The sequence below is a fragment of the Nocardioides sp. cx-169 genome (assembly GCF_021083605.1).
Taxonomy (GTDB): Bacteria; Actinomycetota; Actinomycetes; order Propionibacteriales; family Nocardioidaceae; genus Nocardioides.
Genome location: NZ_JAJNRO010000001.1, coordinates 131,067 through 156,049 on the forward strand (window position 1 = coordinate 131,067; position 24,983 = coordinate 156,049).

26 protein-coding genes are annotated in these 24,983 nt (G+C 72.8%); 12 read left to right on the forward strand and 14 right to left on the reverse strand.

Annotated elements, in window-relative coordinates:
- The first annotated feature begins 56 nt into the window (after positions 1 to 56).
- The 3 genes from LRP67_RS00615 (at position 57) to LRP67_RS00625 (ending at position 3,102) form a co-directional block, all read left to right on the forward strand.
- Positions 57 to 938, forward strand: a complete 882-nt coding sequence (locus tag LRP67_RS00615) for an HAD family phosphatase (RefSeq protein ID WP_231268052.1) — start codon at positions 57 to 59, stop codon at positions 936 to 938.
- 126 nt (positions 939 to 1,064) lie between these two features.
- Entirely contained in the window at positions 1,065 to 1,796 is a 732-nt protein-coding gene (locus tag LRP67_RS00620; protein WP_231268054.1) for a sigma-70 family RNA polymerase sigma factor, read from the forward strand.
- 151 nt (positions 1,797 to 1,947) lie between these two features.
- Positions 1,948 to 3,102, forward strand: coding sequence for a DUF5667 domain-containing protein (locus LRP67_RS00625; RefSeq protein ID WP_231268055.1), 1,155 nt, complete (start codon positions 1,948 to 1,950; stop codon positions 3,100 to 3,102).
- Between the two features lie 6 nt (positions 3,103 to 3,108).
- On the opposite strand, the gene LRP67_RS00630 is transcribed toward LRP67_RS00625, so the two are convergent.
- The 5 genes from LRP67_RS00630 to LRP67_RS00650 form a co-directional block, all read right to left on the reverse strand.
- Positions 3,109 to 4,272 (reverse strand): lysophospholipid acyltransferase family protein, encoded by a 1,164-nt coding sequence (locus LRP67_RS00630; protein ID WP_231268059.1) that lies wholly within the window; start codon positions 4,270 to 4,272, stop codon positions 3,109 to 3,111.
- The gene (locus tag LRP67_RS00635) at positions 4,265 to 5,326 is read right to left on the reverse strand and encodes an NAD-dependent epimerase/dehydratase family protein (protein ID WP_231268061.1); all 1,062 of its coding nucleotides are present in this window, start codon (positions 5,324 to 5,326) and stop codon (positions 4,265 to 4,267) included. The genes LRP67_RS00630 and LRP67_RS00635 overlap by 8 nt, the downstream gene beginning before the upstream one ends.
- A 28-nt stretch (positions 5,327 to 5,354) precedes the next feature.
- Entirely contained in the window at positions 5,355 to 5,456 is a 102-nt protein-coding gene (locus tag LRP67_RS00640) for a 30S ribosomal protein bS22 (protein WP_008356322.1), read from the reverse strand.
- A gap of 127 nt (positions 5,457 to 5,583) precedes the next feature.
- A complete protein-coding gene (locus LRP67_RS00645) occupies positions 5,584 to 5,790 on the reverse strand; it encodes a helix-turn-helix domain-containing protein (RefSeq protein WP_231240772.1) in 207 nt (68 codons plus the stop codon).
- 160 nt (positions 5,791 to 5,950) lie between these two features.
- Positions 5,951 to 7,144: an acetoin utilization protein AcuC gene (locus tag LRP67_RS00650; RefSeq protein ID WP_231268063.1), complete on the reverse strand. Its 1,194-nt coding sequence runs from the start codon at positions 7,142 to 7,144 to the stop codon at positions 5,951 to 5,953.
- A gap of 183 nt (positions 7,145 to 7,327) precedes the next feature.
- On the opposite strand from LRP67_RS00650, the gene trpS reads away from it, so the two are divergent.
- Positions 7,328 to 8,335 carry a tryptophan--tRNA ligase gene (gene trpS / locus LRP67_RS00655; RefSeq protein WP_231268065.1) on the forward strand — a complete coding sequence of 336 codons (1,008 nt, stop codon included), beginning with the start codon at positions 7,328 to 7,330 and terminating at the stop codon, positions 8,333 to 8,335.
- Between the two features lie 5 nt (positions 8,336 to 8,340).
- Here trpS and LRP67_RS00660 read toward each other — a convergent pair whose 3' ends face one another.
- From LRP67_RS00660 to LRP67_RS00670, 3 genes are all read right to left on the reverse strand, one after another.
- Positions 8,341 to 8,802, reverse strand: coding sequence for a hypothetical protein (locus LRP67_RS00660; protein ID WP_231268067.1), 462 nt, complete (start codon positions 8,800 to 8,802; stop codon positions 8,341 to 8,343).
- 87 nt (positions 8,803 to 8,889) lie between these two features.
- Positions 8,890 to 9,693, reverse strand: a complete 804-nt coding sequence (gene proC, locus LRP67_RS00665) for a pyrroline-5-carboxylate reductase (RefSeq protein WP_231268070.1) — start codon at positions 9,691 to 9,693, stop codon at positions 8,890 to 8,892.
- Between the two features lie 9 nt (positions 9,694 to 9,702).
- Positions 9,703 to 10,632: a proline dehydrogenase family protein gene (locus LRP67_RS00670; protein ID WP_308189680.1), complete on the reverse strand. Its 930-nt coding sequence runs from the start codon at positions 10,630 to 10,632 to the stop codon at positions 9,703 to 9,705.
- Positions 10,633 to 10,775: 143 nt separating this feature from the next.
- On the opposite strand from LRP67_RS00670, the gene LRP67_RS00675 reads away from it, so the two are divergent.
- From LRP67_RS00675 to LRP67_RS00685, 3 genes are read left to right on the forward strand one after another with little or no spacing between them, the layout of a single operon-like run.
- Positions 10,776 to 12,866, forward strand: coding sequence for an MMPL family transporter (locus LRP67_RS00675; protein WP_231268076.1), 2,091 nt, complete (start codon positions 10,776 to 10,778; stop codon positions 12,864 to 12,866).
- Between the two features lie 41 nt (positions 12,867 to 12,907).
- Positions 12,908 to 14,053 (forward strand): sensor histidine kinase, encoded by a 1,146-nt coding sequence (locus LRP67_RS00680; RefSeq protein WP_231268077.1) that lies wholly within the window; start codon positions 12,908 to 12,910, stop codon positions 14,051 to 14,053.
- Positions 14,050 to 14,736: a response regulator transcription factor gene (locus tag LRP67_RS00685; protein ID WP_231268078.1), complete on the forward strand. Its 687-nt coding sequence runs from the start codon at positions 14,050 to 14,052 to the stop codon at positions 14,734 to 14,736. Before LRP67_RS00680 ends, LRP67_RS00685 begins: the two co-directional genes overlap by 4 nt.
- A gap of 3 nt (positions 14,737 to 14,739) precedes the next feature.
- Here the strand turns inward: LRP67_RS00685 and LRP67_RS00690 are convergent, their stop codons facing one another.
- The 5 genes from LRP67_RS00690 to LRP67_RS00715 all read right to left on the reverse strand — a co-directional run bounded on the left by LRP67_RS00690 (position 14,740) and on the right by LRP67_RS00715 (position 18,563).
- Positions 14,740 to 15,474, reverse strand: a complete 735-nt coding sequence (locus LRP67_RS00690) for an ABC transporter permease (RefSeq protein ID WP_231268081.1) — start codon at positions 15,472 to 15,474, stop codon at positions 14,740 to 14,742.
- Complete coding sequence (locus tag LRP67_RS00695) at positions 15,471 to 16,181, reverse strand: ABC transporter ATP-binding protein (protein WP_231268082.1); 711 nt, start codon at positions 16,179 to 16,181, stop codon at positions 15,471 to 15,473. Before LRP67_RS00695 ends, LRP67_RS00690 begins: the two co-directional genes overlap by 4 nt.
- Before the next feature lie 66 nt (positions 16,182 to 16,247).
- Complete coding sequence (locus LRP67_RS21175) at positions 16,248 to 16,838, reverse strand: TetR family transcriptional regulator (RefSeq protein WP_308189677.1); 591 nt, start codon at positions 16,836 to 16,838, stop codon at positions 16,248 to 16,250.
- Positions 16,835 to 17,626 (reverse strand): sugar phosphate isomerase/epimerase, encoded by a 792-nt coding sequence (locus LRP67_RS00710; RefSeq protein WP_231268084.1) that lies wholly within the window; start codon positions 17,624 to 17,626, stop codon positions 16,835 to 16,837. Before LRP67_RS00710 ends, LRP67_RS21175 begins: the two co-directional genes overlap by 4 nt.
- Before the next feature lie 4 nt (positions 17,627 to 17,630).
- Positions 17,631 to 18,563 carry a Ppx/GppA phosphatase family protein gene (locus LRP67_RS00715; protein WP_231268085.1) on the reverse strand — a complete coding sequence of 311 codons (933 nt, stop codon included), beginning with the start codon at positions 18,561 to 18,563 and terminating at the stop codon, positions 17,631 to 17,633.
- A gap of 57 nt (positions 18,564 to 18,620) precedes the next feature.
- On the opposite strand from LRP67_RS00715, the gene LRP67_RS00720 reads away from it, so the two are divergent.
- From LRP67_RS00720 to LRP67_RS00730, 3 genes are all read left to right on the forward strand, one after another.
- Positions 18,621 to 19,397, forward strand: a complete 777-nt coding sequence (locus LRP67_RS00720) for a hypothetical protein (RefSeq protein WP_231268086.1) — start codon at positions 18,621 to 18,623, stop codon at positions 19,395 to 19,397.
- An 87-nt stretch (positions 19,398 to 19,484) separates the two neighbouring features.
- A complete protein-coding gene (locus tag LRP67_RS00725) occupies positions 19,485 to 20,123 on the forward strand; it encodes a VOC family protein (protein WP_231268088.1) in 639 nt (212 codons plus the stop codon).
- Positions 20,048 to 20,866, forward strand: coding sequence for a methyltransferase domain-containing protein (locus LRP67_RS00730; protein ID WP_231268089.1), 819 nt, complete (start codon positions 20,048 to 20,050; stop codon positions 20,864 to 20,866). The genes LRP67_RS00725 and LRP67_RS00730 overlap by 76 nt, the downstream gene beginning before the upstream one ends.
- Positions 20,867 to 20,878: 12 nt before the next feature.
- On the opposite strand, the gene LRP67_RS00735 is transcribed toward LRP67_RS00730, so the two are convergent.
- The gene (locus LRP67_RS00735; RefSeq protein ID WP_231268091.1) at positions 20,879 to 21,922 is read right to left on the reverse strand and encodes a LacI family DNA-binding transcriptional regulator; all 1,044 of its coding nucleotides are present in this window, start codon (positions 21,920 to 21,922) and stop codon (positions 20,879 to 20,881) included.
- Positions 21,923 to 22,045: 123 nt separating this feature from the next.
- Here LRP67_RS00735 and radA point away from each other — a divergent pair, with 123 nt between their 5' ends.
- A complete protein-coding gene (gene radA, locus LRP67_RS00740) occupies positions 22,046 to 23,470 on the forward strand; it encodes a DNA repair protein RadA (protein WP_231268093.1) in 1,425 nt (474 codons plus the stop codon).
- A gap of 70 nt (positions 23,471 to 23,540) precedes the next feature.
- On the forward strand, positions 23,541 to 24,620 hold the full coding sequence (gene disA, locus LRP67_RS00745) for a DNA integrity scanning diadenylate cyclase DisA (protein WP_231268096.1): 1,080 nt from the start codon (positions 23,541 to 23,543) through the stop codon (positions 24,618 to 24,620).
- Positions 24,621 to 24,983: the final 363 nt, after the last annotated feature.

Consider the following 24,983-nt stretch of genomic DNA (forward strand, 5'->3'; position numbering starts at 1 on the left):
CTTGAGCTCGCTGCGCTCGCACCCCACCACCGGAGTGCCGGCGCTAGTGTGTGCCGATGCCGCACCAGGACCGCTCGCGACACCACCTCGACCTCCAGCAGCGCTCGACGCTCGCGGGTGAGGCGGCGGCGGCTGCGGCGGAGGTGGAGACGGCCCTGGTGATGCCCTCGGACCTCACGTCGGCGGCGTTCTTCGACGTCGACAACACGGTGATGCAGGGGGCCAGCATCTTCCACCTCGCGCGCGGCCTGCACCGGCGCGACTTCTTCACCACGCGCGAGATCCTCGGAGCCGCCTGGAAGCAGGCGTACTTCCGGCTCGTGGGCGTCGAGGACCCCGAGCACGTCGCCCAGGCCCGCAACTCCGCGCTCAGCTTCATCGCCGGCCACACTGTCGCCGAGCTCGAGGAGCTCGGAGAGGAGATCTTCGACGAGGCGATGGCGCACCGCATCTGGCCCGGCACGCGGGCCCTCGCGCAGATGCACCTCGACCAGGGCCAGCGAGTCTGGCTGGTGACCGCGGCGCCGATCGAGATCGCCACGATCATCGCGCGCCGGCTGGGCCTCACCGGGGCGATGGGCACCGTCTCCGAGCACGTGGAGGGCGTCTACACCGGGCTGCTGGTCGGCGACCTGCTGCACGGGCCCGCGAAGGCCGAGGCGATCAGGGCACTGGCGTCGCGCGAGGGGCTCGACCTGGCCACCTGCTCGGCGTACTCCGACTCCTTCAACGACCTGCCGATGCTGAGCCTGGTCGGCGACCCGGTCGCGATCAACCCCGACGCCCGGCTACGCGCGCACGCACGGGCCCAGGGCTGGCGGGTGCGCGACTACCGGACCGGGCGCAAGGCGGCGCGCGCCGGGCTGGTGGTGGGAGCGGTGGCCGGCGCGGCGACGGGCAGCGTCGCGGCCGCGGTCGCACTGCGCAAGCGGCACTGAGGGCCCGGCGCGACGGGTTCTCGCTGGCTGTTCCCTCCGGGACGGGTGCTGACCTACTATCCGGTAGGGCTGGGGGGAAGCCTCCACGGGAGGGTTGCGGTTCGCATGCCGTCGTACGGTCGTGAAGTGGCGCGTGGCCTGGAGGGCCTGCGCGTCGCGGTCGCGCGCCAGCTCGCCCTCGCCTCGTCCGGTGGCCCACTGCCGGCCGGGCTCCTGCTGACCGAGGCGCTCACCGGCGACACCTCCCCCGGAGCGGGAGGCTACGGCGACGGCGACCTCGCGGCCTCCTCGGAGCAGGACGAGGCGGATCGCACCCGGCTGATCGCGCTGGTGGAGCTCGCGCGCAAGGGCGACGCCGACGCGTTCGGGATGCTCTACGACCACTACCAGACCTCGGTCTACCGCTTCCTCTTCTACCGCACCCGGTCGAGCACCCTGGCCGAGGACCTGACCTCGGAGACGTTCTTCCGGGCGCTGCGGAGCATGACCAACTTCCGCTGGCAGGGCAAGGACTTCGGGGCCTGGCTGATGACCATCGCCCGCAACCTCGCCACCGACCACTTCAAGGCCGGTCGGACGCGCCTCGAGATGACCACCGAGGACATGGGGGCCCACGACGACAGCACCGACGGTCCCGAGCTGACGGTGCTCGCGAGCCTGACCAACGAGATCCTGCTCGAGGCACTGACCCAGCTGCCCGACGAGCAGCGCGACTGCCTGGTGATGCGCTTCCTGCAGGGGATGAGCATCGCCGAGACCGCCGCCGTGCTCGGCCGCAGCGACGGCGCCGTCAAGCAGCTGCAGCTGAGGGGCGTGCGCAACCTGGCGAAGCTGATGCCGGAAGGGATCAGAGGCTGATGCGGATGGCCCGAACCGGCCCTTCGCACCTGGTGGCGAACACCACGCCGCTTCGCCCGAGCATCGCCGTAACCAAGCCGCCGATCGGGTCGTTGAGCGAGATGCCAAGACGCACCACCTCCCCGCCGAGCAGGACTCCAGGACGGAACCGATGATCACCGCATTCGCGGCGCGACGACGCGCCGAGGAGTTCAGCTCGCTGGTCGACTCGACCAGCGAGCTGAGGGATGCGCGCGTCGCCGACCTGCTCGAGCTCGTAGAGGCCCTGCGCTCGGTCGCTCCCGTCGAGGCCCGCCCGGCCTTCGTGAGCGACCTGCGGGAGCGCCTGATGGCCGCGGCCGAGACGGCGCTCGCCCCCGCCACGGACGCCGAACTGCGCGCGCGGCTCACCGTCGCCCCCCGCCGTACGCCGCGCGAGCGCCGACTGGCCGTCGCGATCGGCGGGTTCGCGATCGTCGGTGCCACGACCTCCATGGCCGTGGCCGCCCAGACCGCGCTCCCCGGCGACACCCTCTACCCCCTCAAGCGGGCGATCGAGAATGCCCGGGCCGGTGTCCAGTCCGACGAGGGCGATCGGGGCTCGAGGCTCCTGGAGAACGCCGCCGGCCGCCTCGACGAGGTGGACGAGCTGACGCAGGGCCGCGGCGACGACGAGGCGATCCCGCAGACCCTGCTGGCGTTCTCCGAGCAGGCGACCGCCGCCTCCGACGTGCTGATCACCGTCTACGAGACCACCGGCGAGGAGTCCACGATCGCCGAGCTGCGGGACTTCGCGGCCGACAGCCTCGGCGAGCTGGAGACCCTGCAGGGCCTGATCCCCGAGGAGGCCCGCGGCGCCCTCATCCAGGCCGTGCAGGTGATCGGGCAGATCGACGAGCAGGCCCTCTACGCCTGCCCGACCTGCTCGGACGCCGCCCGACTGCCGCAGAGCGTGCTCAACACCTTCGAGCAGGTCGCCCAGGCGATCATCGGCGACCGGCCGGTCAGCCCCGGCCGGGGTGGCGAGGAGCGACCGGACGGTGGCAAGGACGGCGGCAAGGACGGCAGAGGCGACGCAGGGGCGGGCCCCGCCGCCGGCGCGACCGACGGCGGCCCCGTCACGCCCCCGTCCCCCGCGGCGACGGGCGCCCCCGCCGCGCCGGCTCCGGCTCCGGGGCCGAGCGCCCCGCCCAACCCGCTGGACGAGCTCACCGACGGCATCAAGAACGGCGTGAGGCCGCCGAGCAGCGCCCCCACCACGCTCGACGAGCTGGTCGAGGATCTCGAGGACGTGACCGGCGACCTGACCGGGCCGCTGTTCCCCTGACGCGGGTCAGCGGAAGACGGACTCGCGCTGCACGAGCAGCGTGTAGAGCGTCTGCTGGATCGTCTCGCGCACCTGGTCGGTCACGTTGAAGACCAGCATGGGGTCCTCCGACGCGCTGCCCTCGTAGTCGTCGGTGCGGATCGGCTCGCCGAACTCCAGCAGCCACTTCGAGGGGAGCGGCACCAGGCCGAGGGGGCCGAGCAGCGGGAAGAACGGGGTGATGGGCAGGTAGGGGATCCCCAAGATCCGCGCCAGGCCGGGGAGGTTGCCCACCAGCGGGTAGATCTCCTCCGCGCCCACCACCGCGAGGGGGACGATCGGGACGCCGGTGCGCAGGGCCGCGGAGACGAAGCCTCCCCGGCCGAAGCGCTGCAGCTTGTAGCGCTCGGCGTACGGCTTGCCGATGCCCTTGAACCCCTCCGGCCAGACGCCGACCAGCTCGCCACCGCGCAGCATCCGCTCGGCGTCCTCGCTGCAGGCCAAGGTGGCGCCGCCCTTGCGGGCGAGGCTGCTGACGACCGGGGTCTGGAAGACCAGGTCGGCGCCGAGCGGACGCAGGAACCGGCCGGTGTGGTCGTGGATGGAGACCATCGTCATCAGACCGTCGACCGGGATGGTGCCGGAGTGGTTGGAGACCACCAGGGCCCCGCCCTCGTCCGGGATGTTGTCTATCCCGCGGACCTCGATGCGGAACCACTTCTCAGCGATCGGGCGCAGGGCGGCCATGAAGAACTGCTGCGTGATCTCCTGGTCGAAGCCGTACTCGTCGACGACGTACTCGCCGGCGACGCGGCGGCGCAGGAACGCCAGGAACCGCGCGAGCTGCAGCTCCCACTGGTCGCCGAACACCTCGACGGCGGCCGAGCGGAAGGCGGCCAGCCAGTCACCGGCCGGTACGCCGGCGAGCGGGTGGCGCTCCTCGGTGCGCGCAGACAGCCCAGCAGTGGAGCCGGAAGGGGGGCCGGCCGTGGCGTCCGCCGTCGCGCCGGAGGCCGGGGCCGGATCGGGTTTCGTGGCGGCCTCGGCAGTGCCCGGGCTGGGGGCAGGCGCCTTCGTGGCCGTCGGCTTCCGCTTGGCGGCCAACCCGCGCGCGGCGGAGCTGGGCTGGGTGCCGGTGCCGCGCCCGGGGCGACCGCGGGTCCCGATCGGGATGATCTCGGCGTCACCCATGGCGAGCACCTCCTGGGCCGACGACGCTCTCCGGTCGCTGCGGGTCCGGCAGCTGGCGGGCGACCGCGGAGAGCACCTGCTCCGCGTGGCCCCCGGTGATGGGCAGCCCGCGACCGAAGTCGGCCAACGTCTCGGCGGTGGTGAAACGGGGTTCGAAGCCCAGGACCTCCCGCATCCGCGTGGTGTCGACGCCGCGGCCGTAGGTGAGGAAGGAGAGCTGCTCGGGCGAGAAGTCGGCGACGCGGGCCGAGCGCAGGAACGAGCCGACGCCCCCGACCGCGAAGCCCGGCATCGGCACGGTCGGCCGCTGTAGCCGGCGCGCGGCCTGGGAGAGCATCAGGATCCCGTCACCGGCGATGTTGAAGGTGCCGTCGATGTCGCGCACCACGCAGTGGCGCAGGACCGAGAGCAGGTCATCCTGGTGCAGGAACTGCATGCGCGCGTCGTAGCCGAGGACCGTCGGCAGCACCGGCAGCCGGAAGTACGACGTCAGCGGGCTCGACACGTGCGGGCCGATGACGTTGGCGCAGCGCAGGAGCGTCACCCTCAGGTCCGGACGGCGCCGGGCCAGGCCGCGGACGTAGCCCTCGATCTCGGCGACGTCCTTGGCGTAGCCGTTGCGCGGGGCGCGGCGCGGCTCCATGTCCTCGGTGAACATCGCGGGGTCGCGGTTGCTCGCGCCGTAGACGGTGGTCGTCGACTTCACCACGAGAGCCCGCAGCCCCGGCGCCTTCTGGCACGCCGCCAGGAGCTGCATCGTCCCGATGACGTTCAGCTCCTTCATCGTGTTGCGACCACCGGCGCTGCCGGGGGTCGAGATCACGCTCATGTGGACGACGGTGTCGACGTCCTCCTTGGCGATGACCTTCGCGATGACGGGGTTGCGGATGTCGGCTCGCACGAACGACACGTCTCCCATGTCGCCCCGCGGGGGGACGACATCGACGCCGATGACGCGCGAGACGTCGGGCTCCTCCGCGATGGCGCGCGCGGCCTTCCGGCCGAGGTCGCGAGAGACCCCGGTGACGAGAACGACCCTGCCGGCGCCGGCCATGGAGGCGTTCGGAACCCGACCGCCCGGCTTACTTGCCGAGCTTGCGACGCTGTACGCGCGTCTTCTTGAGCAGCTTGCGGTGCTTCTTCTTCGCCATACGCTTGCGCCGCTTCTTGATGACAGAACCCACGAATAGAACCTCTCCAGATTGATCAGTCGCTCCAGGAGTCGCCTGGAGGCCCCGCCAGCCTATCGGCGTGGGTGCGGCCAGCAAGAATCCGCCCTCACGGGCGGACGCAGCGGCGCCCGTCGGCCGGTCAGCCGGCGTCGAAGAAGCTCTTGCGCAGGTACTCGTCCACGTCCTCCTCGCGGACGCGGAAGGAGCGCCCGACGCGCAGCGCGGGCAGGTCCCCTCCGTGCACGAGTCGGTAGACGGTCATCTTGGAGACCCGCATCATCGCGGCGACCTCGGCGATGGTCAGGAACCTGGACTCGGAGCGATCCCCGGGCGAGTTCGTCGCCATGGCACACCAACTTTCTGTGGCGACCGGCATCGGCTTCCCCACCGATGATCACACGGGCGCGTCGTGGTGAGGATAGAGCCAGAAGTGACAGATGGGGAAGAGATACACCAATGAAACTTCCAAACCGCGGCGTGTCGACTTGACCGCCGTCGGCGACCGGTCAGGGCATGGGGTCCAGTCCGTGCAGCGGGAAGGCCTCCATGCGGGTCGCGTGGATGGCCCGGTCGAGCCAGGTGTCGGGGTCGTACCCGTCCTCCCAGCGGCGGTACGCCGGGGTCCGACCGTCGGTGAGGCGGCGCGGTGCGGTGCGGCCCAGGCGCTCGTGGACGTACTCGCGCCAGGCGGACGGCGTCTCGGTCTCGGGGGCCAGCGGGTGCCCTCCGACGATCGCCAGCAGGTGGGTCCAGGCGCGCGGCACGACCTCCACCAGCGCGTAGCCGCCCCCGCCGGTCGCCACCCAGCGCCCGTCGGCGACCTCGTGGGCGAGCTCGTGCAGCGCGAGGTAGGCGGCGCGCTGGCCGTCCACGCTGAGCATCATGTGGGCGAGCGGATCGTCGGCGTGGGAGTCGCAGCCGTGCTGGGTCACCAGGACCTCGGGGTCGAACGCCCGCAGCAGCGGCGGGACGACGGCATGGAACGCGCGCAGCCAGCCGGCGTCGCTCGTGCCCGGCGGCAGCGCGACGTTGACCGCCGTGCCGTGCGCGTCGGCGCCGCCGAGGTCGACCGGGAAGCCGGTGCCGGGGAAGAGCATCTGGCCGGTCTCGTGCAGGGAGATCGTGAGCACGCGCGGGTCGTCCCAGAAGATCCGCTCGACGCCGTCGCCGTGGTGCACGTCGATGTCGACGTAGGCGACCCGCTCCGCGCCCTTGTCGAGCAGCGACTGGATGCCGACCGCGACGTCGTTGTAGATGCAGAAGCCGCTGGCGCGGTCGCGCATCGCGTGGTGCAGGCCGCCGGCGATGCTCGCGCTGTGCAGCGACTCCCCCGACCAGACCTGCCGGCAGGCCTCGTGGGTCGCGCCGACCACGTGCGCGGCGGCCTCGTGCATGCCACGGAAGACCGGGTTGTCCTCGCTGCCCAGGCCGTGGGCCTCGTCGACGCCCGGCTCCTCGCTCATCCGGATGACCGCGTCGATGAGCGACTGGTCGTGGACGGTCGCGAGCAGGGTGTCGTCGGCCATCGGGGCCGGCACGACGCGCAGCTCCCGGTCCAGGACGCCCAGCTCGCGCGCGAGCCGCATCGTCAGGTCGACGCGCAAGGGCGACATGGGGTGCCCCTGCCCGAAGTCGTAGGCCGTGAGCGTCTCGTCGAACACCACCGTCGCCGGCCCCGCGCAGTCTGCCGCCGAAGTCATGGCTGCAACTTACTCGCCGCTGCGGCTAGGGTGGCTCCCGTGCTGCACACCCGACCCACCCAGTGGCGGTCCGCCTGACCGGCGGACCCTCCGAAGCACACCCTTCATCGGCCGCCTGCGGGCGGCCGTCGTGCATTTAAGGCGCATCGGGACCTCCCGCGGGCTCTCACCCCAGGAGCACCCATGACCATCCCCTCGGCCCCTTCGGCCCCTTCGGCCACCTCGGCCCACTCGACCCGGCGGCTGTCCCTGCTCAAGCCCACCGGCCACCTCACCCTCGGCAACCTGCTCGGCGCGCTGCGGCCCATGGTCGCGGCCCAGCAGACAGCGGACTGCTTCTACGGGATCGCCGACCTGCACGCCCTCACCGTGGCCCACGACCCGGTCGCGCTGCGCGAGCTGGTGCGCGAGCAGGCGACGCTGCTGCTCGCGGCGGGGCTCGACGCGAGCACGCTGTTCGTGCAGAGCCGGGTCCCGGCGCACGCACAGCTCGCGTGCCTGCTCGAGTGCGTCGCCACCACCGGTGAGCTGAATCGGATGATCCAGTTCAAGGAGAAGGGCAGGGGCGTCGACTCGACGAAGACCTCGCTGTTCACCTATCCCGTGCTGATGGCCGCCGACATCCTGCTCTACCGCCCCACCCAGGTGCCGGTCGGCGACGACCAGCGCCAGCACGTCGAGCTCACCCGCGACGTCGCGGTGCGGTTCAACTCCGCCTACGGGGCGGTCTTCACGATCCCCGAGATCACCACGCCACCCGCGGGCGCGCGGGTGATGGACCTCGCCGACCCGACCGCCAAGATGGGCAAGACCGGCAGCGACGGCGCCGGGGTGATCCACCTGCTCGACCCGCCCGACGTCGTACGGCGCAAGGTGGCCCGCGGCGTGACCGACAGCGAGACCGGGCCCGAGGCGATCCGGGCCGACCGCGAGGCGAAGCCCGGGGTCACCAACCTGCTCGAGATCCTCGCTGCGTGCGGCGGCGACCCGGCCGGGCTGACGACGTACGGCGCGCTCAAGAAGGCCGTCACCGATGCGGTGGTGGCCGAGCTGGAGCCGCTGCAGAAGCGCTACTCCGATCTCGCCGCGGACCCCGACCACGTCACCGAGGTCTACGCCGCCGGCGCCGCTCGCTGCCGCGAGGTCACCGCGCCCGTGCTCGCCGCGGCCGAGGCGGCCATCGGGCTGTGACAGGCCTAGGACGTGGCGCGCCTCGCGTCCCGCTCGGCCAGGCCCTTCAGCGTCAGCAGCTCCTTGCGCATCATCACCAGGTCACCCCACGCCAGGAGCGGAGCGCGCAGACGGGCGACGGCGCCCTCGACCTCGCACACGAGCCGGCAGACCATGCGGCTCCTGCCCGTCTCGGGTGGCTCCTGCGCGGCCGGCTCCGCGGCGTACGTCACCGCCACCGGCCCGAAGAGCCGGGCCGCCGCGGGCGTGGTGACGCCGGTCCAGTGGTGGCCGGGCTCGAAGGAGGTCAGCCGGTAGATCTGCATGAGCTGGCCGACCTCGAGGTCGTCGGCGCCCGGCGTCAGCGTCCGCGGGCTGCGGCGTCCGCGGTTGTCGATCAGGTCGTAGGAGTACGGCGCGACCGCGATCTGGCACAGCCAGCGGTAGGCGAGCGCCGGCGGCGCCGCCACCGGCACCGCCCGCGTCATCGCGCGTCCGGCCGGCCAGCAGCCCGTCCGCGGGATAGTTGCGCCGTACCTCCTCGGAGGTGGCGCCCCAGACGTCCGGGAGCCGGGTCAACGCCCCTCGGCGAGCTCGCGGGAGCGGTTGCGCGCCGCCTCCATGGCGGCGAGGAACGCCGCGCGGACCTTGTGGATCTCCAGCTCCCGCAGGGCCGAGGCCGTCGTGCCGCCGGGCGAGGTGACCTGCTCACGCAGCACGGTCGGGTGCGTGCCGGTCTCGCGCAGCATCTTGGCGGAGCCCACCAGGGTCTGGATGACCAGCTCGCTGGCGGTGGCGCGCGGCAGCCCGAGGTGGACGCCGGCCTCGATCATCGACTCGACCACGAAGAAGATGTAGGCCGGGCCGGACCCGGAGATCGCGGTGACCGCGTCCTGCTGGCGCTCCGGGATGCGCAGCACCTTGCCGACCGACGCCATGAGCGACTCGGCCTCGGCGAGGTGCGAGTCGTCGCAGTGGGAGCCCGGCGAGATCGCGGCCATGCCCTCGTCGACCAGCGCCGGAGTGTTGGGCATGACCCGGACCACGGCGATGCCGTCGGGCACGCGCGACTCGATGAAGGCGGTGGTGATGCCCGCCGCGAGCGAGACCACGAGCTGGCCGGGACGCAGTACGCCGGCGATCTCGTCGAGCAGGTCGCCCATGTCCTGCGGCTTGACCACCAGCGCCAGGGTCTCGGCCTTGGCGGCCGCCTCGACGTTGCTGACGACCGCGACGCCGTAGCGCTCCTCGAGCTCGCGGGCGCGCTCGGCGCGCTTCTCGCCGACGAGCAGGTGGTCGACGCGGCGGCCGGCGCGGACGAGGCCGGAGAGCAGCGTCTCACCCATCACACCGGCGCCGAGGATGGCGGTCTGCGACATCGTGGGGACCTACTTCTTCGAGATCAGGGACTTGGCGAAGAATGACAGGTTCTGCGGCCGCTCCGCGAGGCGGCGCATCAGGTAGCCGTACCACTCGCCGCCGTAGGGCAGGTAGACCCGGACCTTCTCGCCGCTGGCGGCCAGCCGGCGCTGCTCGCCCGGGCGGATGCCGTAGAGCATCTGGAACTCGTAGGTCTGCTGGGCCCGGCCGTAGCGGCTCGCGAGCGACGAGGCGATCTCGACCATGCGCGGGTCGTGGGTGGCGACCATCGGGTAGCCGTCGCCGGCGAGCAGGATCTTCAGGCAGCGCACGTAGGACTTGTCGACGTCGAGCTTGTCCTGGAAGGCCACCGACTCGGGCTCGTGGTAGGCGCCCTTGCACAGCCGCACCCGCGAGCCCTCGTAGGCGAGCGAGCGGCAGTCGTCCTCGGTGCGGTGCAGGTAGGCCTGCAGCACGGCACCGGTCTCCGGGAAGTCCTTGCGCAGGTCGCGCAGGACGGCCAGCGTCGAGTCGGTGGTGGTGTGGTCCTCCATGTCGAGGGTCACCGTCGTGCCCGCGTTACGGGCGGCGCGGCAGATGGTGCGCGCGTTCTCCAGCGCGATCTTGTGGCCGTGGTCGGGCAGGGCCTGCCCGATGGCGGAGAGCTTGACCGACACCTCGGCGTGCCGGGTCAGCCCGGCGACGCTCAGGGCCTTGAGGACCTCGACGTACGCCGCCACCGTGGCCTCGGCCTGCTGGGCGTCGAGGGTGTCCTCGCCGAGGAAGTCGAGGGTGACGTCGAGGCCGTCGTCGATCAGGCCGCGGCTGGCCGAGACGGCCGCGTCGGAGGTCTCTCCGGGGACGTAGCCGGTGACGATGCCGGAGGTCACCGGCAGGGTGGTGACGAGCCTCTTCACCTGGGCGCTGCGCGACAGGAGCAGGATCGGCTGGCGAAGCAGGGACATGCTGCCCAGGCTAGTTCAGGCCGGGTCCCTCGGCCGGCTCCGCCTGCCGGCGGCGTACACCGCCCGGCGTACGCCGTCGGAGGAAAGCATCCCCCAGCACGACGCGTGCGGCCTCGCGTCGGCGCAGAGTCGGTGTCATGTCCAAGACCCTGCTGCACCGGCTCATCACGCGTCCTCGCCATGCCCTCGCGGGACTCTTCTTCTTCGTCCTCGTCGCCGGCGCCTTCGGCGGTCCGGTGGCGGGGGCGCTCTACTCCTCCGGCGGCTTCGTCCCCGAAGGCTCCGACTCCGTCCGCGCCGTGGAGCGCGTGGAGACCGCCACCGGGGTGGGGGCCGCACCGAGCCTCGCAGTCCTGGTGGACGACGCCGACCCCGCACGGGTCGGCGACGTCACCGCGCGCCTCTCCGGGGTCGACGGCGTCGCGCGGGTCACGCCGGGCGGCGCCTCCGAGGACGGCACCAGCACGCTGGTCCTCGGGACCCTCGACGCGGAGGCGGTCGACGACGACGTCGCTGCGGAGGCGATCGAGGAGTTCGCGGACGACGGCGACGTCACCGTGGGCGGCGAGGCCGTGGCCGGCCTCCAGATCGGCGAGACCGTCGGCAAGGACCTCGCCCGGGCCGAGCTGCTGGCCATGCCCTTGCTCCTCCTGCTGTCCCTGATCTTCTTCGGCGGGCGGGCCGCGCTGCTGCCGATGGTCGTCGGGCTCACCACGGTGCTGGGGACGTTCCTGGTCCTCGCGGGGGTCAACCAGGTCTACGGCCTCAGCGTCTTCGCGCTCAACCTGGTCATCGGGCTCGGGCTGGGCCTCGCGATCGACTACACGCTCTTCCTGCTCACCCGCTACCGCGAGGAGCTCCAGCGGCAGGGCGCGACGCACGGCGCGATCCGCACGACCCTGCAGACCGCGGGGCGCACGGTGGTCTTCTCGGCCGCCACCGTCGCCGTGGCGCTCGCGACCCTGACCGTCTTCCCGATGGGGTTCACGAAGTCGATGGGCATCGCGGGCGCGATCGTCGCCGGCCTCGCCGCCACCGCGTCCCTGGTTATCACCCCGATCTTCTTCGCACTCCGGGGCGCCCGCCTGGCCCGCCGCTCGGCGGCCAGGTCCGCGGCAGCGGGCCGCTGGTACCGCTTCTCCCACGCCGTCATGCGGCGTCCCGGCCGCGTGGCCGCGGCCACGGCGGTCGTGATGGTCGCCCTCTCGGCGCCTGCGCTCCGCACCGAGTGGACGCCGATCGACGCCACCGTCGTGCCGACCGACCAGAGCGCTCGGATCGTGTCGGACCGGCTGTCGCAGGAGTACGGCGGCACCGGCACCACCCCGGTCACGGTCGCGATGGAGGCCGACGACCCGGCCCAGGTGGCGGAGTACGCCGCCCAGGCCGGCGCCGTGACCGGCGTACGCGCCCCCGCCGAGCCGCTCGAGCTCGGGGACGGCACCTGGCAGCTCGCGCTCCCGGTCGAGGGCGCCACGGCCGGCTCGACCGCGCAGGACGTGGTGGCGGGGCTCCGTGACCTGCGGGTGGACGGGGTGGACGCGCTGGTCGGCGGCCCGGCCGCCTCCTTCATCGACCAGCAGGCGGCGATCGGCGCCAGCCTCCCGCTGGCCGTGTCGCTCCTGGTGCTGCTCACGCTGATCGTGCTGTGGCTCATGACCGGCTCGGTCGTGCTGCCCCTCAAGGCGGTGGTGATGAACACGCTCACGGTGGGGGTCGCCCTCGGTGCGCTCACCTTCGTCTACCAGGGCGGTCGCCTCACCGGGCTGCTCGGCTACACCCCCAACGGCGGGGTCGAGCCGACCGACTTCCTCGTGACCGCCGCACTGGTCTTCGCGCTCTCGACCGACTACGGGGTGTTCCTGCTCGGCCGCATCAAGGAGGAGCGGGACGCCGGGCTGACCGAGCGCGAGGCGGTCGCGACCGGGCTCGGGCACACCGGTGCCGTGGTGACCGCCGCGGCGCTGCTCCTCGCCGTGGCGATCGGCGCCTTCAGCACCAGCTCGATCTCCTTCATCCAGCAGATCGGCGTGGCGACCGCGGTAGGCGTCCTCGTGGACGCGTTCGTGGTCCGCTCGCTGCTCGTGCCGTCGCTGATGGGTCTGCTCGGCAAGTGGAACTGGTGGGCCCCCGTGTGGCTGCGCCGCCTCCACGACCGGGTGGGGCTCTCCGAGCGACCCGTCGCCCGCACCGAGGAGCGCGCCCGCGTACTCGCGGATACTCCCTGAGGACGACGCCGGACCGGGTCGCCCACCGCTACGGTCGGAGGGTGACACGGTCCCTCGTCCCGCCTCGCGTCCTCGACGTGGTGGCGGCCGGGCTGTGTGCCGCCGCGATGCTCGTCGAGCTGTTCCGGCTCGAGGAGGGCGAGCCGAGCGTCGCGGCCGTCGCGGCCATCGTCCTCGCGTGCCTGCCGGTGCTCATCCGGCGACAGCACCCGGAGCTGGCGCTGGTGGCGGCGATGGTGCTGATCTTCGCGATCACGGAGACCTCGAGGATCGCCAGCACGATCGCGCTGTCCGCAATCGTCTGCGGTTACGCCCTCGCCAGCGCCCGGGGGCGCAAGGCCATCTGGTCCGTCCCGCCCGTGATGGGCACGGTGCTGCTCATCTTGGCGACCTACAGCTCCTACCCGCTCCTGAGCTTCGACACGGTGCGCAACCTGGCGCTCGTGCTGTTGCCGACGGCGCTCGGGGTCATCGCCCACGACCGCCGCGAGCTGCTGTCGGGCCTCGTCGAGCGGGCCGAGACCGCGGAGCGCACCCGCGAGGAGGAGACCCGCAGGCGGGTCGGCGAGGAGCGGCTGCGCATCGCCCGCGACGTGCACGACGTCGTCGCGCACGCGATGGTCGCGATCAACGTGCAGGCCGGCGTGGGGGCCCACCTCCTCGAGCGCGACCCCGCCCAGGCGCGGGCGACTCTGCGCGACATCAAGCGGGTCAGCGGCGAGGCCCTGGGGGACCTGCGGTCGATGCTGGGCGTGCTGCGCGGCCCCGACGACGAGGACGCCCCGATCCGTCCGGCCGCGGACCTCTCGGGCCTCGACGACCTGCGAGACGGGCTCGCCGCCGCCGGCGTCGAGGTCGACCTGCGCATCGACCCGGACACCTTCCCGCTGCCCGCCCCGATCGGCGCGACCGGCTACCGCATCGTCCAGGAAGCGCTGACCAACGTGCTGCGCCACGCGGGTACGACGTCGGCGCGGGTGCGGGTCGGCCGCAGCGGCGACCGGGTGCTGATCGAAGTGGAGGACGACGGCTCCGGCACGACCCCTCCCGACCAGACGGGCTCCGGCAACGGCGTACGCGGGATGCGCGAGCGCGCGGCCGCGGCCGGCGGCACCCTCGAGGCGGGGCCGCGTCCCGAAGGCGGCTGGCGGGTCGCTGCCTCGCTGCCCGCCGGGGTGACGGCGTGAGCGCCCCTATCCGGGTCCTGCTCGTCGACGACCAGACGCTGGTACGCGCGGGCTTCCGCGCGCTGCTGGACTCAGAGGACGACCTCCAGATCGTCGGGGAGGCGGTGGACGGGGCCGAGGCAGTGGCCCTGGCCGAGGCCACGCGGCCCGACGTCGTGCTGATGGACATCCGGATGCCGCACGTCGACGGCCTGGAGGCGACCCGGAGGATCACCGCCACCCCGGGGCTGGGCGACACCCGCATCATCGTCCTCACGACCTTCGAGCTCGACGAGTACGTCTTCGGCGCCCTGCGCGCCGGCGCCTCTGGTTTCCTGCTCAAGGACGTCGAGCCGCAGGCGCTGATCGAGGCGGTGCGGGTGGTGCACGCGGGCCAGGCGCTGCTCGCGCCTCGGGTCACCCGGGCCCTGATCGAGGCGTTCGTGTCGGCGAGCCCGTCCGAGCGCACCCTCGTCCCCGCCCCGACTCCAGTGCCCGACGGCCGGCTGACGGGGCTGACGCCGCGAGAGCGCGAGATCCTCGCGCTCGTGGGCCGCGGCATGTCCAACCAGGAGATCGCCGAGCACCTGGTGCTCTCGCCGTTGACGGCGAAGACCCACGTGTCGCGGCTGTTCCTCAAGCTCGGCGCCCGCGACCGCGCCCAGCTCGTCGTCGCGGCCTACGAGACCGGTCTGGCGGGCTGAGCCCTACGGCGTGCGCCGCCGCAGCGTCGCGGCGCCGAGCGCCAGCCCGACGAGCGCGAACCCGGCCACGACGCCGACATCGCGCCAGACCCCACCGGTGCTCGACGAGGCGGTGAGGTGGGTCATCGCGTCGACCGCATAGGACAGCGGCAGGACGTCGGAGACGGCGCCCAGCAGGTCGGGCATCGCCTCGCGCGGCACGAGCAGGCCGCAGAGCAGGATCTGCGGGACCACGACCGCCGGCATGAACTGCACGGCCTGGAACTCGGTCTGCGCGAAGGCCGACACGAAGAGCCCCAGCGCGGTCCCCAGCACCGCGTCGGTCACCGCCACGGCGGTCAGCAGCCACACCGGCCCCTCCACCTCCAGGCCGAGCAGGCCGACGCTCACGCCCACCGCGATGACCGACTGGGCGGCCGCGACGACGCCGAACGCGGCGGCGTACCCGAGCAGGAAGTCGAGCTTGCCCATCGGCATCGCCAGCAGCCGCTCCAGCGTGCCGCTGGAGCGCTCGCGCAGCGTGGTCACGCTGGTCACGAGGAACATCACGATGAAGGGGAAGATCGCCAGGAGCGCCGGGCCGAGGCGGTCGAAGACCGGGCCTGCGTCCTCGTACATCCACCACAGCAGGGCCATGAGCAGGGTCGGGAGCACCAGCAGCATCGCGAGCGTGCGGTGGTCGCGGCGGATCTGGGTGAGCACCCGGCTGGTGACCGCGAGCGTGACCCGGGGGCTCATGCCGCCGCCTCGACGAGGGCGAGGAACGCGGTCTCGACGTCGTCGCTTCCGGCGCGCCGCTTGATGGCCTCCGGTGTGTCGTCGGCGAGGATACGGCCTTCCCGCATGAGCAGCAGCCGGTCGCAGCGCTCGGCCTCGTCCATGACGTGGCTGGAGACGAGCACCGTCGCGCCCGCGCCGGCGAGCTCGTGGAAGAGCGCCCACAGATCGCGGCGCAGCACCGGGTCGAGCCCGACCGTCGGCTCGTCCAGCACGAGCAGGTCGGGCCGCCCCAGCAGGGCGACCGCCAGGCTGACCCGGCTGCGCTGCCCGCCGCTGAGCCGTCCGGCGATCGCGTCGCGGTGGCTGACGAGGTCCACCGCGGCGACCGCGCGGTCCACCTCCTCGTTGCCGACGCCGAGCACCCGGGCGAAGAAGCGCAGGTTCTCCGCGACGGTCAGGTCGTCGTAGACGCTGGCCGCCTGGGTCACGTAGCCGACCCGGTGGCGCAGTGGTGCGCTGCCGGCCGGCTCGCCCAGGACCGAGACCTCGCCGCCCTGCACCCGCTGGACGCCCACCAGGGCGCGCATCAGCGTCGACTTTCCGCAACCCGACGGTCCGAGCAGCCCGGTCACCCCCGGGCCGACATCGAGGTCCAGGCCGCTCAGCACCGGCCGCCCGCCGCGGATCACCTCGAGGCCGCGTACCTCCACCGTTGATTTCATCATGTGATGAATTGTGCGCCTACTGGTGGGCGTCCGCAAGGGACTTCGCGGGCGACTCGGCCCGCCCCGCTACGGCAGCGGGGCGGTGAGGAACCCCTGCACCACCGGCGCGTACGTCGCGACGACCTGGTCGGCGGGCATGGACGCGAGCGGCTCGACCTCGAGGAGGTAGCGGATCAGGACCAGGCCGAGCAGCTGCGAGGCCACGTGCGAGAGGCGGCGCTCCGGCTCGTCCACGCCGAGGGCGTCACCGATCGGCTCGAGCACCAGGCGCAGGAAGCCGTCGCGGATCAGCTGCTTGGACTGCGGCTCGGCGACGCCGCGCACCAGCGCCAGCAGTGGCAGCCGGGCCTCCGGATCGTCCCAGACCGTCATGAAGAGCCACATGAGCCGCTCCCCCACACCGTCCGGGCCGCCCGCCGTCACCGGCAGCACCGCCTCGCGCGGATCGACCCGCAGGTCCAGCGCGGCGACGAACAGATCGTCCTTGGAGCCGAAGTAGTGGTGCACCAGCGCCGCGTCGACCCCGGCCGCCGCGGCGATGGACCGGACCGACGTACGGCCGAAGCCGGAGGCGGCGAAGGCCTCGCGGGCGGCGGCGAGGATGCTCGCGCGCGTGTCGGGGGCGCCGGGGCGGCGCCCGCGGCGGGGTGCGCTCACGACGCAGGCACCGCGAGGTGCTCGCGCGCGAACTCCAGGGACTCGCGCAGGTCGGCCTCCCGCTCCGCGCGCGACGAGCAGCGCCGCGTGTTGATCTCCACGACCACCTCGCCGTCGAAGCCGACCTCGACCAGATGGCGCAGGAACGCAGGGGCCCCCATGGCGCCGCGCCCGGGCACCAGGTGCTCGTCCTTGGCCGAGCCGCTGCCGTCGGTCAGGTGGATGTGGCGCAGGCGCTCGCCCAGCCGGCGCGCCATCGCGATCGGGTCGGAGGCGGCGATGGCCGCGTGCGAGAGGTCGATCGTGGTGTTCGCGTACGGCTCCTCCGAGGGGTCCCAGCCCGGCGCGTACATCTCCATGCCGCGGCGCGACGAGGCCCGCCAGGGGTACATGTTCTCGACCGCGAAGGCGACGCCGGTGGAGTTCTCCAGGGCGGCGATGCCGTTGACGAAGTCGCGGGCGTACTCGCGCTGCCAGCGAAACGGCGGGTGGACGACGACCACCTCCGCCCCGACCTCGCGCGCCATGTCGGCCGAGCGCTGCAGCTTGCCCCACGGCTCGGTCCCCCAGACCCGCTGGGTGAAGAGCAGGCAGGGCGCGTGGACCGCGCTCACGGGGAGCCCGTGATGCTCCGCGAGCTGAGTCACCGCGGAGGTCTGCTGGCTGAGCGCGTCGATGCCGACCATCACCTCGACGGCGTCGTAGCCCAGCTCGGCTGCGTAGGCGAAGGCGTGCGCCGACGACTCGGGGTAGACCGAGGCCGTCGAGAGTCCGATGCGAGGTGCCACCCGATCAGTCCAACACGCTCATCGCGTCGAGGCGCTCCAGGATGACGCCCTCACGCAGTGCCCAAGGACAGATCTCGAGCTCGGCGAGGTCGAAGATGTCCATGCAGGCCTCGGCCACGAGCGCCCCCGGCACGATCTGGTGCGTCCGGCTCGGGGACACCCCGGGCAGGACGGCGAGCTCGGCGTGCGGCATGGCTACGAGCTTGGGGATCCACGACTGCAGGGACGACAACGGCAGCGTGCGCGGCACGAGCGGGCCGTCGCTGGACGGGGCGGCACCGCAGATCCGCCCGAGCGAGCGGAAGGTCTTGGACGTCGCTGCAGCACGGTGCGGGGAGCCGCCGCGCAGCAGGTGCCCGGCGTCGCGCGCGATCTCGGCGCGGATCTCCTTGCGGATGGCGCGCAGCATCGTCTCGTCGGGCTTCTCCTCGAAGAACCGCCGCGCCAGCCGAGCCGCTCCCAGTGGCAGCGACCACGCCACGTCCGGCAGCTCGTCGGTCCCACCCGCGATCTCCAGGGAGCCGCCGCCGATGTCGAAGACCGCGAGCCGTCCGGCCGACCAGCCGAACCACCGGCGTACGGCGAGGAAGGTCAGTCGGGCCTCGTCCTCGCCCGAGAGCACCGCGATGTCCACGCCGGTGAGCTCGCGCACGCAGGCCAGCACGTCGTCGGAGTTAACCGCGTCGCGCACCGCGGACGTCGCGAACGCCAGCATGTCCTGACAGCCCTTGTCCTCCGCGACGACGAGCGCCTCCGCGGTGAAGGCCGCCAGCGCGTCGATCCCCGCCTGCGTCACGGCACCGGAGTCGTCGAGGTGCTCGGCCAGGCGCAGTGGCTGCTTGTGGGAGTACGCCGGCAGCGGCGCGGCGCCACCGTGTGCGTCGACCACCAGCAGGTGGCCGGTGTTGGAGCCGATGTCCAGGACGCCCAGGCGCATGCCCTCAACGTACCGCCGCCGCGATGACCGCGCCCCGCACGGCCGTAGGCTGGCGTCATGCCCGAAGTGGACCTGGTCTTCCCCCGCGCCTTCGTGGAGTTCGTCAACCCCGCGGACGGGACCGAGGTGATGCGCTGCGACCTCACCTGGCTGACGTCGGCCTACACCTGCATCTTCGGACAGGGATGCCAGGGCATCTACGCCGACGCTCCCGACACCGGCTGCTGCACGCTCGGCGCCCACTTCGCCGACACCGACGACGAGCTGCGGGTCAAGGCGTTCGTCGAGCAGCTCGACGAGACCCAGTGGCAGTTCCACCCCGGCCGGCCGGTCCGCACGAAGGACTGGGTCGAGACCGACGGCGACGGCGAGCGCAAGACCCGCACGATCGAGGTGGACGGCCAGCAGGCGTGCGTGTTCCACAACCGCACCGACTTCGCTCCGTCCACGGGCGAGGGTGGCGCCGGCTGCGCCCTGCACGGCCTGGCGCTGCGGCAGGGCCGCAACCCGCTGGAGACCAAGCCGGACGTCTGCTGGCAGCTGCCGATCCGCCGCCGGTTCCGCAACGTCGAGCGCCAGGACGGCAGCACCTACACCGAGGTCACGATCACCGAGTACGACCGCGTCGGCTGGGGAGCGGGCGGACACGACCTGGACTGGTACTGCTCGGGCAACACCGAGGCCCACGTCGCCGTCGAGCCGGTCTACCTCACCCACGAGCCCGAGCTGACCGAGCTCATGGGCAAGGCGGCGTACGACGAGCTGGTGCGGCACTGCGACGCCCACGTGCGCTCACGCTCCGCCCTGGCGCTGCATCCGGCCGACCCGCACTGATCACCCGGCGGGTGGGATGAAGTCTTGACATCAAGACACTTAGACCCCCTCACCAACCCCCCTGATCCGGTGGCGCAGAATGCCTGCATGCGCCTGGACCATCTCTCCTTCGCCGCAGGACCGGACGGACTCGTCAACACCGCCCAGCGTCTCGGCGGGCTGCTGGGTCGTGACTTCGTCGACGGCGGCATCCACCCCCGCTTCGGCACGCGGAACATGACGCTCGCCCTCGCGGACCACACCTACCTCGAGATCGTCGAGGCGCTGGACCACCCGGCCTCCGACAAGGCCCCGTTCGGTCAGGCCGTGCGGGCCCGCTCGGCCCTCGGCGGCGGCTGGCTCGGCTGGGTCGTGGCCGTCGACGACATCGCGCCGGTCGAGGAGCGTCTCGGTCGCTCGGCCGTGGTCGGCAACCGGCACCGCCCGGACGGCACCGAGCTGCGGTGGCGCCAGATCGGCGTCAACGGCCTGATCTCCGACCCGCAGCTGCCGTTCTTCGTGCAGTGGGAGTCGCCCGCCGAGCTGCACCCGTCGACGGGCGCCGACGGGAGCTTCTCCCTTGCCTGCCTGGAGATCGCCGGCGACCCGCAGCGCGTCAGCGAATGGCTCGGCCATACGGTCGAGGCGCCGCTCGAGGACATCAAGGTCGAGTGGGTGGCGCCGCACGGCACGCCCGGCATCCTCGCCGTCCAGCTGCAGACCCCCCACGGGCTGGTCCGTCTCTGACCGGCGCTGCTCGGGGCATTGCTCGGGGCATTGCTCGGGGCACCCCTCGGGGCACTGTCGCGAGCCCCAACATCTGGGAGAGCCCCGCGACCTACGAGGTCGAGAACCGCGCCGTCGACCCGCACGGCCGCCTGGCCGCGACCCTGCAGGCGCTGGCGACCTTCGAGGATGCCACCGTCCTGGACCTCGGCTGCGGCACCGGCTTCCACCTTCCCGGCTTCGCCGCTGACGTCGGGCCGGCCGGACGCGTGATCGGCGTCGAGCCGCACCCCGACCTGCTCGCCCTGGCCCGCCGGCGCACCCGCCTCCTGGACAACGTCACCGTCATCCAGGGCACGGCGCAGGCGGTACCGCTGCCGGATGCGTCGGTCGACATCGTCCACGCTCGGTGGGCCTACTTCTTCGGCCCGGGCTGCGAGCCCGGCCTCGCCGAGCTGGCCCGCGTCGTACGTCGTGGCGGCGTCGCGCTGGTCATCGACAACGACGCGTCCCGCTCGACCTTCGGGGCGTGGTTCCGCCGCGGCTACCCGCACCTCCCGCCGCCCCACGAGATCGAGCGCTTCTGGGCGACTCGCGGCTGGACCCGCACGCCGGTCGACATGGGCTGGTCGTTCGGCTCCCGCGCCGACCTGGAGGCGGTCGTTCGCATCGAGTTCAAGCCCGACGTGGCCGCCGACATCCTGCGCCACCACGAGGGCACCGAGGTCGACTACGCCGTCAACGTCTGGTCCAAGCGCCTCTGAGGCCGCCCGCGGCTAGCTGGACCCGCGCACGGCCAGCGTCGGCGTGAGCAGGATGCCGGGCCCGACGCGGGGCGGGTGCGCGAGCAGGCCCTCCAGCGCGGCGACGACGCGGATCGCCACGTCCTCGAGGGGCTGGCGCACCGAGGTCAGGCCCGGGTGCACGACCTGGGCCACCTGCGAGTCGTCGAAGCCGACGACGGCGACGTCCTCGCCCGCGCGCAGGCCGCGGTCGGCCAGGGTGTGCAGGACCCCCATCGCCAGGGTGTCGGAGGCGCAGACGAACGCCGAGGGGCGCGCCTCGTCGAGGAGCACGGCGCTGGCCTCGCGCCCGCTGTTGACGGTGTCCTCCACCCGGGAGGCCATCGCGGTGGTGGACAGGCCGCGGTCCTTGAGCGCCCGGCTCCAGCCGGCGCGGCGGTCCTCGCCGATGAAGGAGTCCTTGCGCCAGCCGATCCACGCGATCTTGGTGTGTCCCCTGTCCAGCAGGTGCCGGGTCGCCAGCTCGGCGCCCGCGGCGCCGTCGACGTCCACCCACGGGTGCGTGGCGTCGGGGTCGTCCCAGGGCCGCCCGAAGGCGACGAACGGCGCCCGGCGTTCGCGCAGCCACGCCGCCTGGGGGTTGCCGAGGTAGGTGTCGGTCACCACGAACGCGTCGACCGCGGTCGAGCGCAGGAGGTCGTCGTAGCCGCGCAGCGGGTCGTTGCCGTCGCCCGCGAACAGCAGCACGTGGTAGCCGGCCTCGCCCGCGGTCTCCACGAGCGAGTGGACGAACCGGTCGATGGCGGCGTTGGCCGTGAACTCCTGGCCCGGCGTCATCCGCAGCCCCACCAGGTGCGAGGCGCGGGTGCGCAGGTTGCGGGCGGCCCGGTTAGGCGAGTAGCCGAGCTCCTCGATCGCGTCCTGCACCCGCACCAGCGTGTCGGCGCGCAGCAGGTCGGGGTTGTTGACCGCGTTGGAGACCGTCTGACGCGAGACGCCGGCCACCTCGGCGACGTCGGCGAGGGTCGGCGGCACCGCGGGCACCCGCCCGGGGATCCGGCCCATCTCGCCTCCCACCTGTGGTCTTGATCGTTCCAACGGCGAGCATATCGGCGTACGGCGCCCCGGCACCTCATTTCTTGGGGCGGTCGTGCGCGGCCCCGAGGACCGGTGTCGGCGCCAGGGCCTAGCGTTCGGTCCATGGCCAAGCCCCCTCGCTCCGCGTTCCGCTGCACCGAGTGCGGCTGGGAGACCACCAAATGGGTCGGCCGGTGCGGGGAGTGCCAGGCCTGGGGATCGGTCGCCGAGGCGGCCGCGGTGCCCCAGGGCAGGACGACGGCGACGGCGGTCACGCAGGCCGCGGTCCCCATCGGGGAGGTGTCGGTCGAGGAGTCCGCGTTCCGCGGCAGCGGTGTGCCGGAGCTCGACCGGGTCCTCGGCGGCGGGCTGGTCCCCGGCGCCGCGATCCTGCTCGCGGGCGAGCCCGGCGTCGGCAAGAGCACGCTGCTGCTGGAGGTCGCGGCCCAGACCGCGCGCCACCGTCGCCGCACGCTCTACGTCACCGGCGAGGAGTCCGCCTCCCAGGTGCGCATGCGCGCCGACCGCACCGGCGGCGTCCACGACGAGCTCTACCTCGCCGCCGAGACCGACCTGGGCGCGATCCTCACCCACATCGAGCAGGTGCGCCCGGCGCTGCTCGTCGTCGACTCGGTGCAGACCATCGGCGCACCGGGCATCGAGGGGGTCCCCGGCGGTGTCACGCAGGTCCGCGAGGTCGCCGCCGCGCTGATCCGCGTCGCCAAGACCCGCAACGTGACCGTCGTCCTGGTCGGCCACGTGACGAAGGACGGCTCGATCGCCGGCCCCCGCGTGCTGGAGCACCTCGTCGACGTGGTCCTGCAGTTCGAGGGCGACCGCAACTCCCGCTTCCGCATGCTGCGCGCCGTGAAGAACCGCTTCGGCCCGGTCGACGAGGTCGGCTGCTTCGACCTCGGCGCCGACGGCATCACCGCGGTCACCGACCCCACCGGGCTCTTCATCGAGAACCACCACGGCCGGGTCGCCGGCACCTGCGTCGCCGTCACGATGGAGGGTCGGCGCCCGATGCTCGCCGAGGTCCAGGCCCTGGTCACCCCCTCGGCGCTCGAGCGCCCCCGCCGCACCACGTCCGGACTCGACGGCTCGCGCATCGCGATGGTGCTCGCGGTCCTGCAACAGCACTGCGGGATCCGCCTGCACGCCCACGACGTGTTCGCCTCGACCGTCGGCGGCGCCCGGCTGGGCGAGCCGGCCAGCGACCTGGCGGTGGCGCTGGCGCTGGCCTCGGCGACGTTCGGCACCGCACCGCCGGCCGGGGTGGTCGCCATGGGCGAGATCGGCCTCGCCGGCGAGCTGCGCCGGGTGCGCGACCTGCCCCAGCGCATCGCCGAGGCGGCCCGGCTGGGCTTCCGGATGGCGGTGGTCCCCACCGGCCCGGAGAGCCCCGGTGGGGTGCGGCCGGTCTCGCAGGACCGCATGGTCGACGGCATGCGCGTGGTCGACGCCCCCGACGTGGGGTCGGCTCTGCGGCTGCTCGGGCTCTCCCGTCCGTCAAACCGGAGGCTGCGCAGCGCGGACGACGGCTAAACTCCCTGGGCGGGCCGACTGCAGGACCGCACGACCGGGTCTCGACGAGGCTCGACCACCAAGGAGAGCCGTGCCCGACAGAAGCGACGAGGTCCTGCGTCTGCGCGAGACCCTGGCCTCCATCGCCCCCGGCACCGCGATGCGCGACGGCCTCGAGCGGATCCTGCGCGGGCGCACCGGTGCGCTGATCGTCATGGGCCACGACCGCACGGTGGAGTCGATCGCGACGGGCGGGTTCACCCTCGACGTCCCGTTCACCGCCACGGGCCTGCGCGAGCTGGCCAAGATGGACGGCGCGATCATCGTCGACGGCGAGGTCAGCCGCATCATGCGTGCCGCCGTGCACCTCATGCCCGACCACTCGATCCCCTCGGAGGAGACCGGCACCCGCCACCGCACCGCCGACCGGGTGGCGCGTCAGACCGGCTTCCCGGTGATCTCGGTGTCGCAGTCGATGCAGATCATCGCGGCGTACGTCGGCGAGACCCGCCACGTCCTGGAGGGGTCCGGACAGATCCTGTCGCGCGCCAACCAGGCGCTGGCCACCCTCGAGCGCTACAAGCTCCGCCTGGACGAGGTCTCCAGCACCCTCTCGGCGCTCGAGATCGAGGACCTGGTCACCGTCCGCGACGTCGCGGTGGTCGCCCAGCGTCTGGAGATGGTCACGCGCATCGCACGCGAGATCGAGGACTACGTGCTCGAGCTGGGCACCGACGGTCGGCTGCTGTCGCTTCAGCTCGAGGAGCTCGTCACCGGCGTCGACACCGAACGAGAGCTGGTGATCCGCGACTACGTCTCGACCGGTCGCCGCAGCAAGAGCCCCGAGGAGCTGCTCAACCGACTCGAGGCGCTCTCGGCCACCGACCTGGTCGACCCGGCCGCCGCAGCGAGGGTGCTCGGCCTGGGCAACAGCGAGCACCTCGACGGCGCGGTCGCCCCGCGCGGCTACCGGCTCCTCGCCAAGGTGCCGCGCCTGCCCTCGTCGGTCGTCGACCGCCTCGTCGAGCACTTCGGCACCCTGCAGAAGCTCCTCTCCGCCGGCATCGACGACCTCCAGGCCGTCGAGGGCGTCGGCGAGCTGCGCGCCCGCAGCGTCCGCGAGGGCCTCTCCCGCCTCGCGGAGTCGACGATCCTCGAGCGGTACGTCTAGCGGGCGAGTTTCACCGGGCACCCGGTGAAACTCACGCCTCCCCGACGAAACTTCATGCGGGATGCGCGAGTTTCGCCCACCCCGTGTGACGGAGGCAGCTCGTCTCGAGCGTCAGCGGGCATCGTCACCTTCGTCGAGTCGACGATCGTCGGGCACTACGTCCAGCGGGCGAGTTTCACCGGGCACCCGGTGAAACTCACGCCTCCCCGACGAAACTTCATGCGGGATGCGCGAGTTTCGCCCACCCCGTGTGACGGAGGCAGCTCGTCTCGAGCGTCAGCGAGCAACGTCGCCCCTCGTCGATGCGCGCGGACGCGGTCGATCCCGATCGGCGGCGTCGGCGGCGTGCAGGCCGGCCAGCGT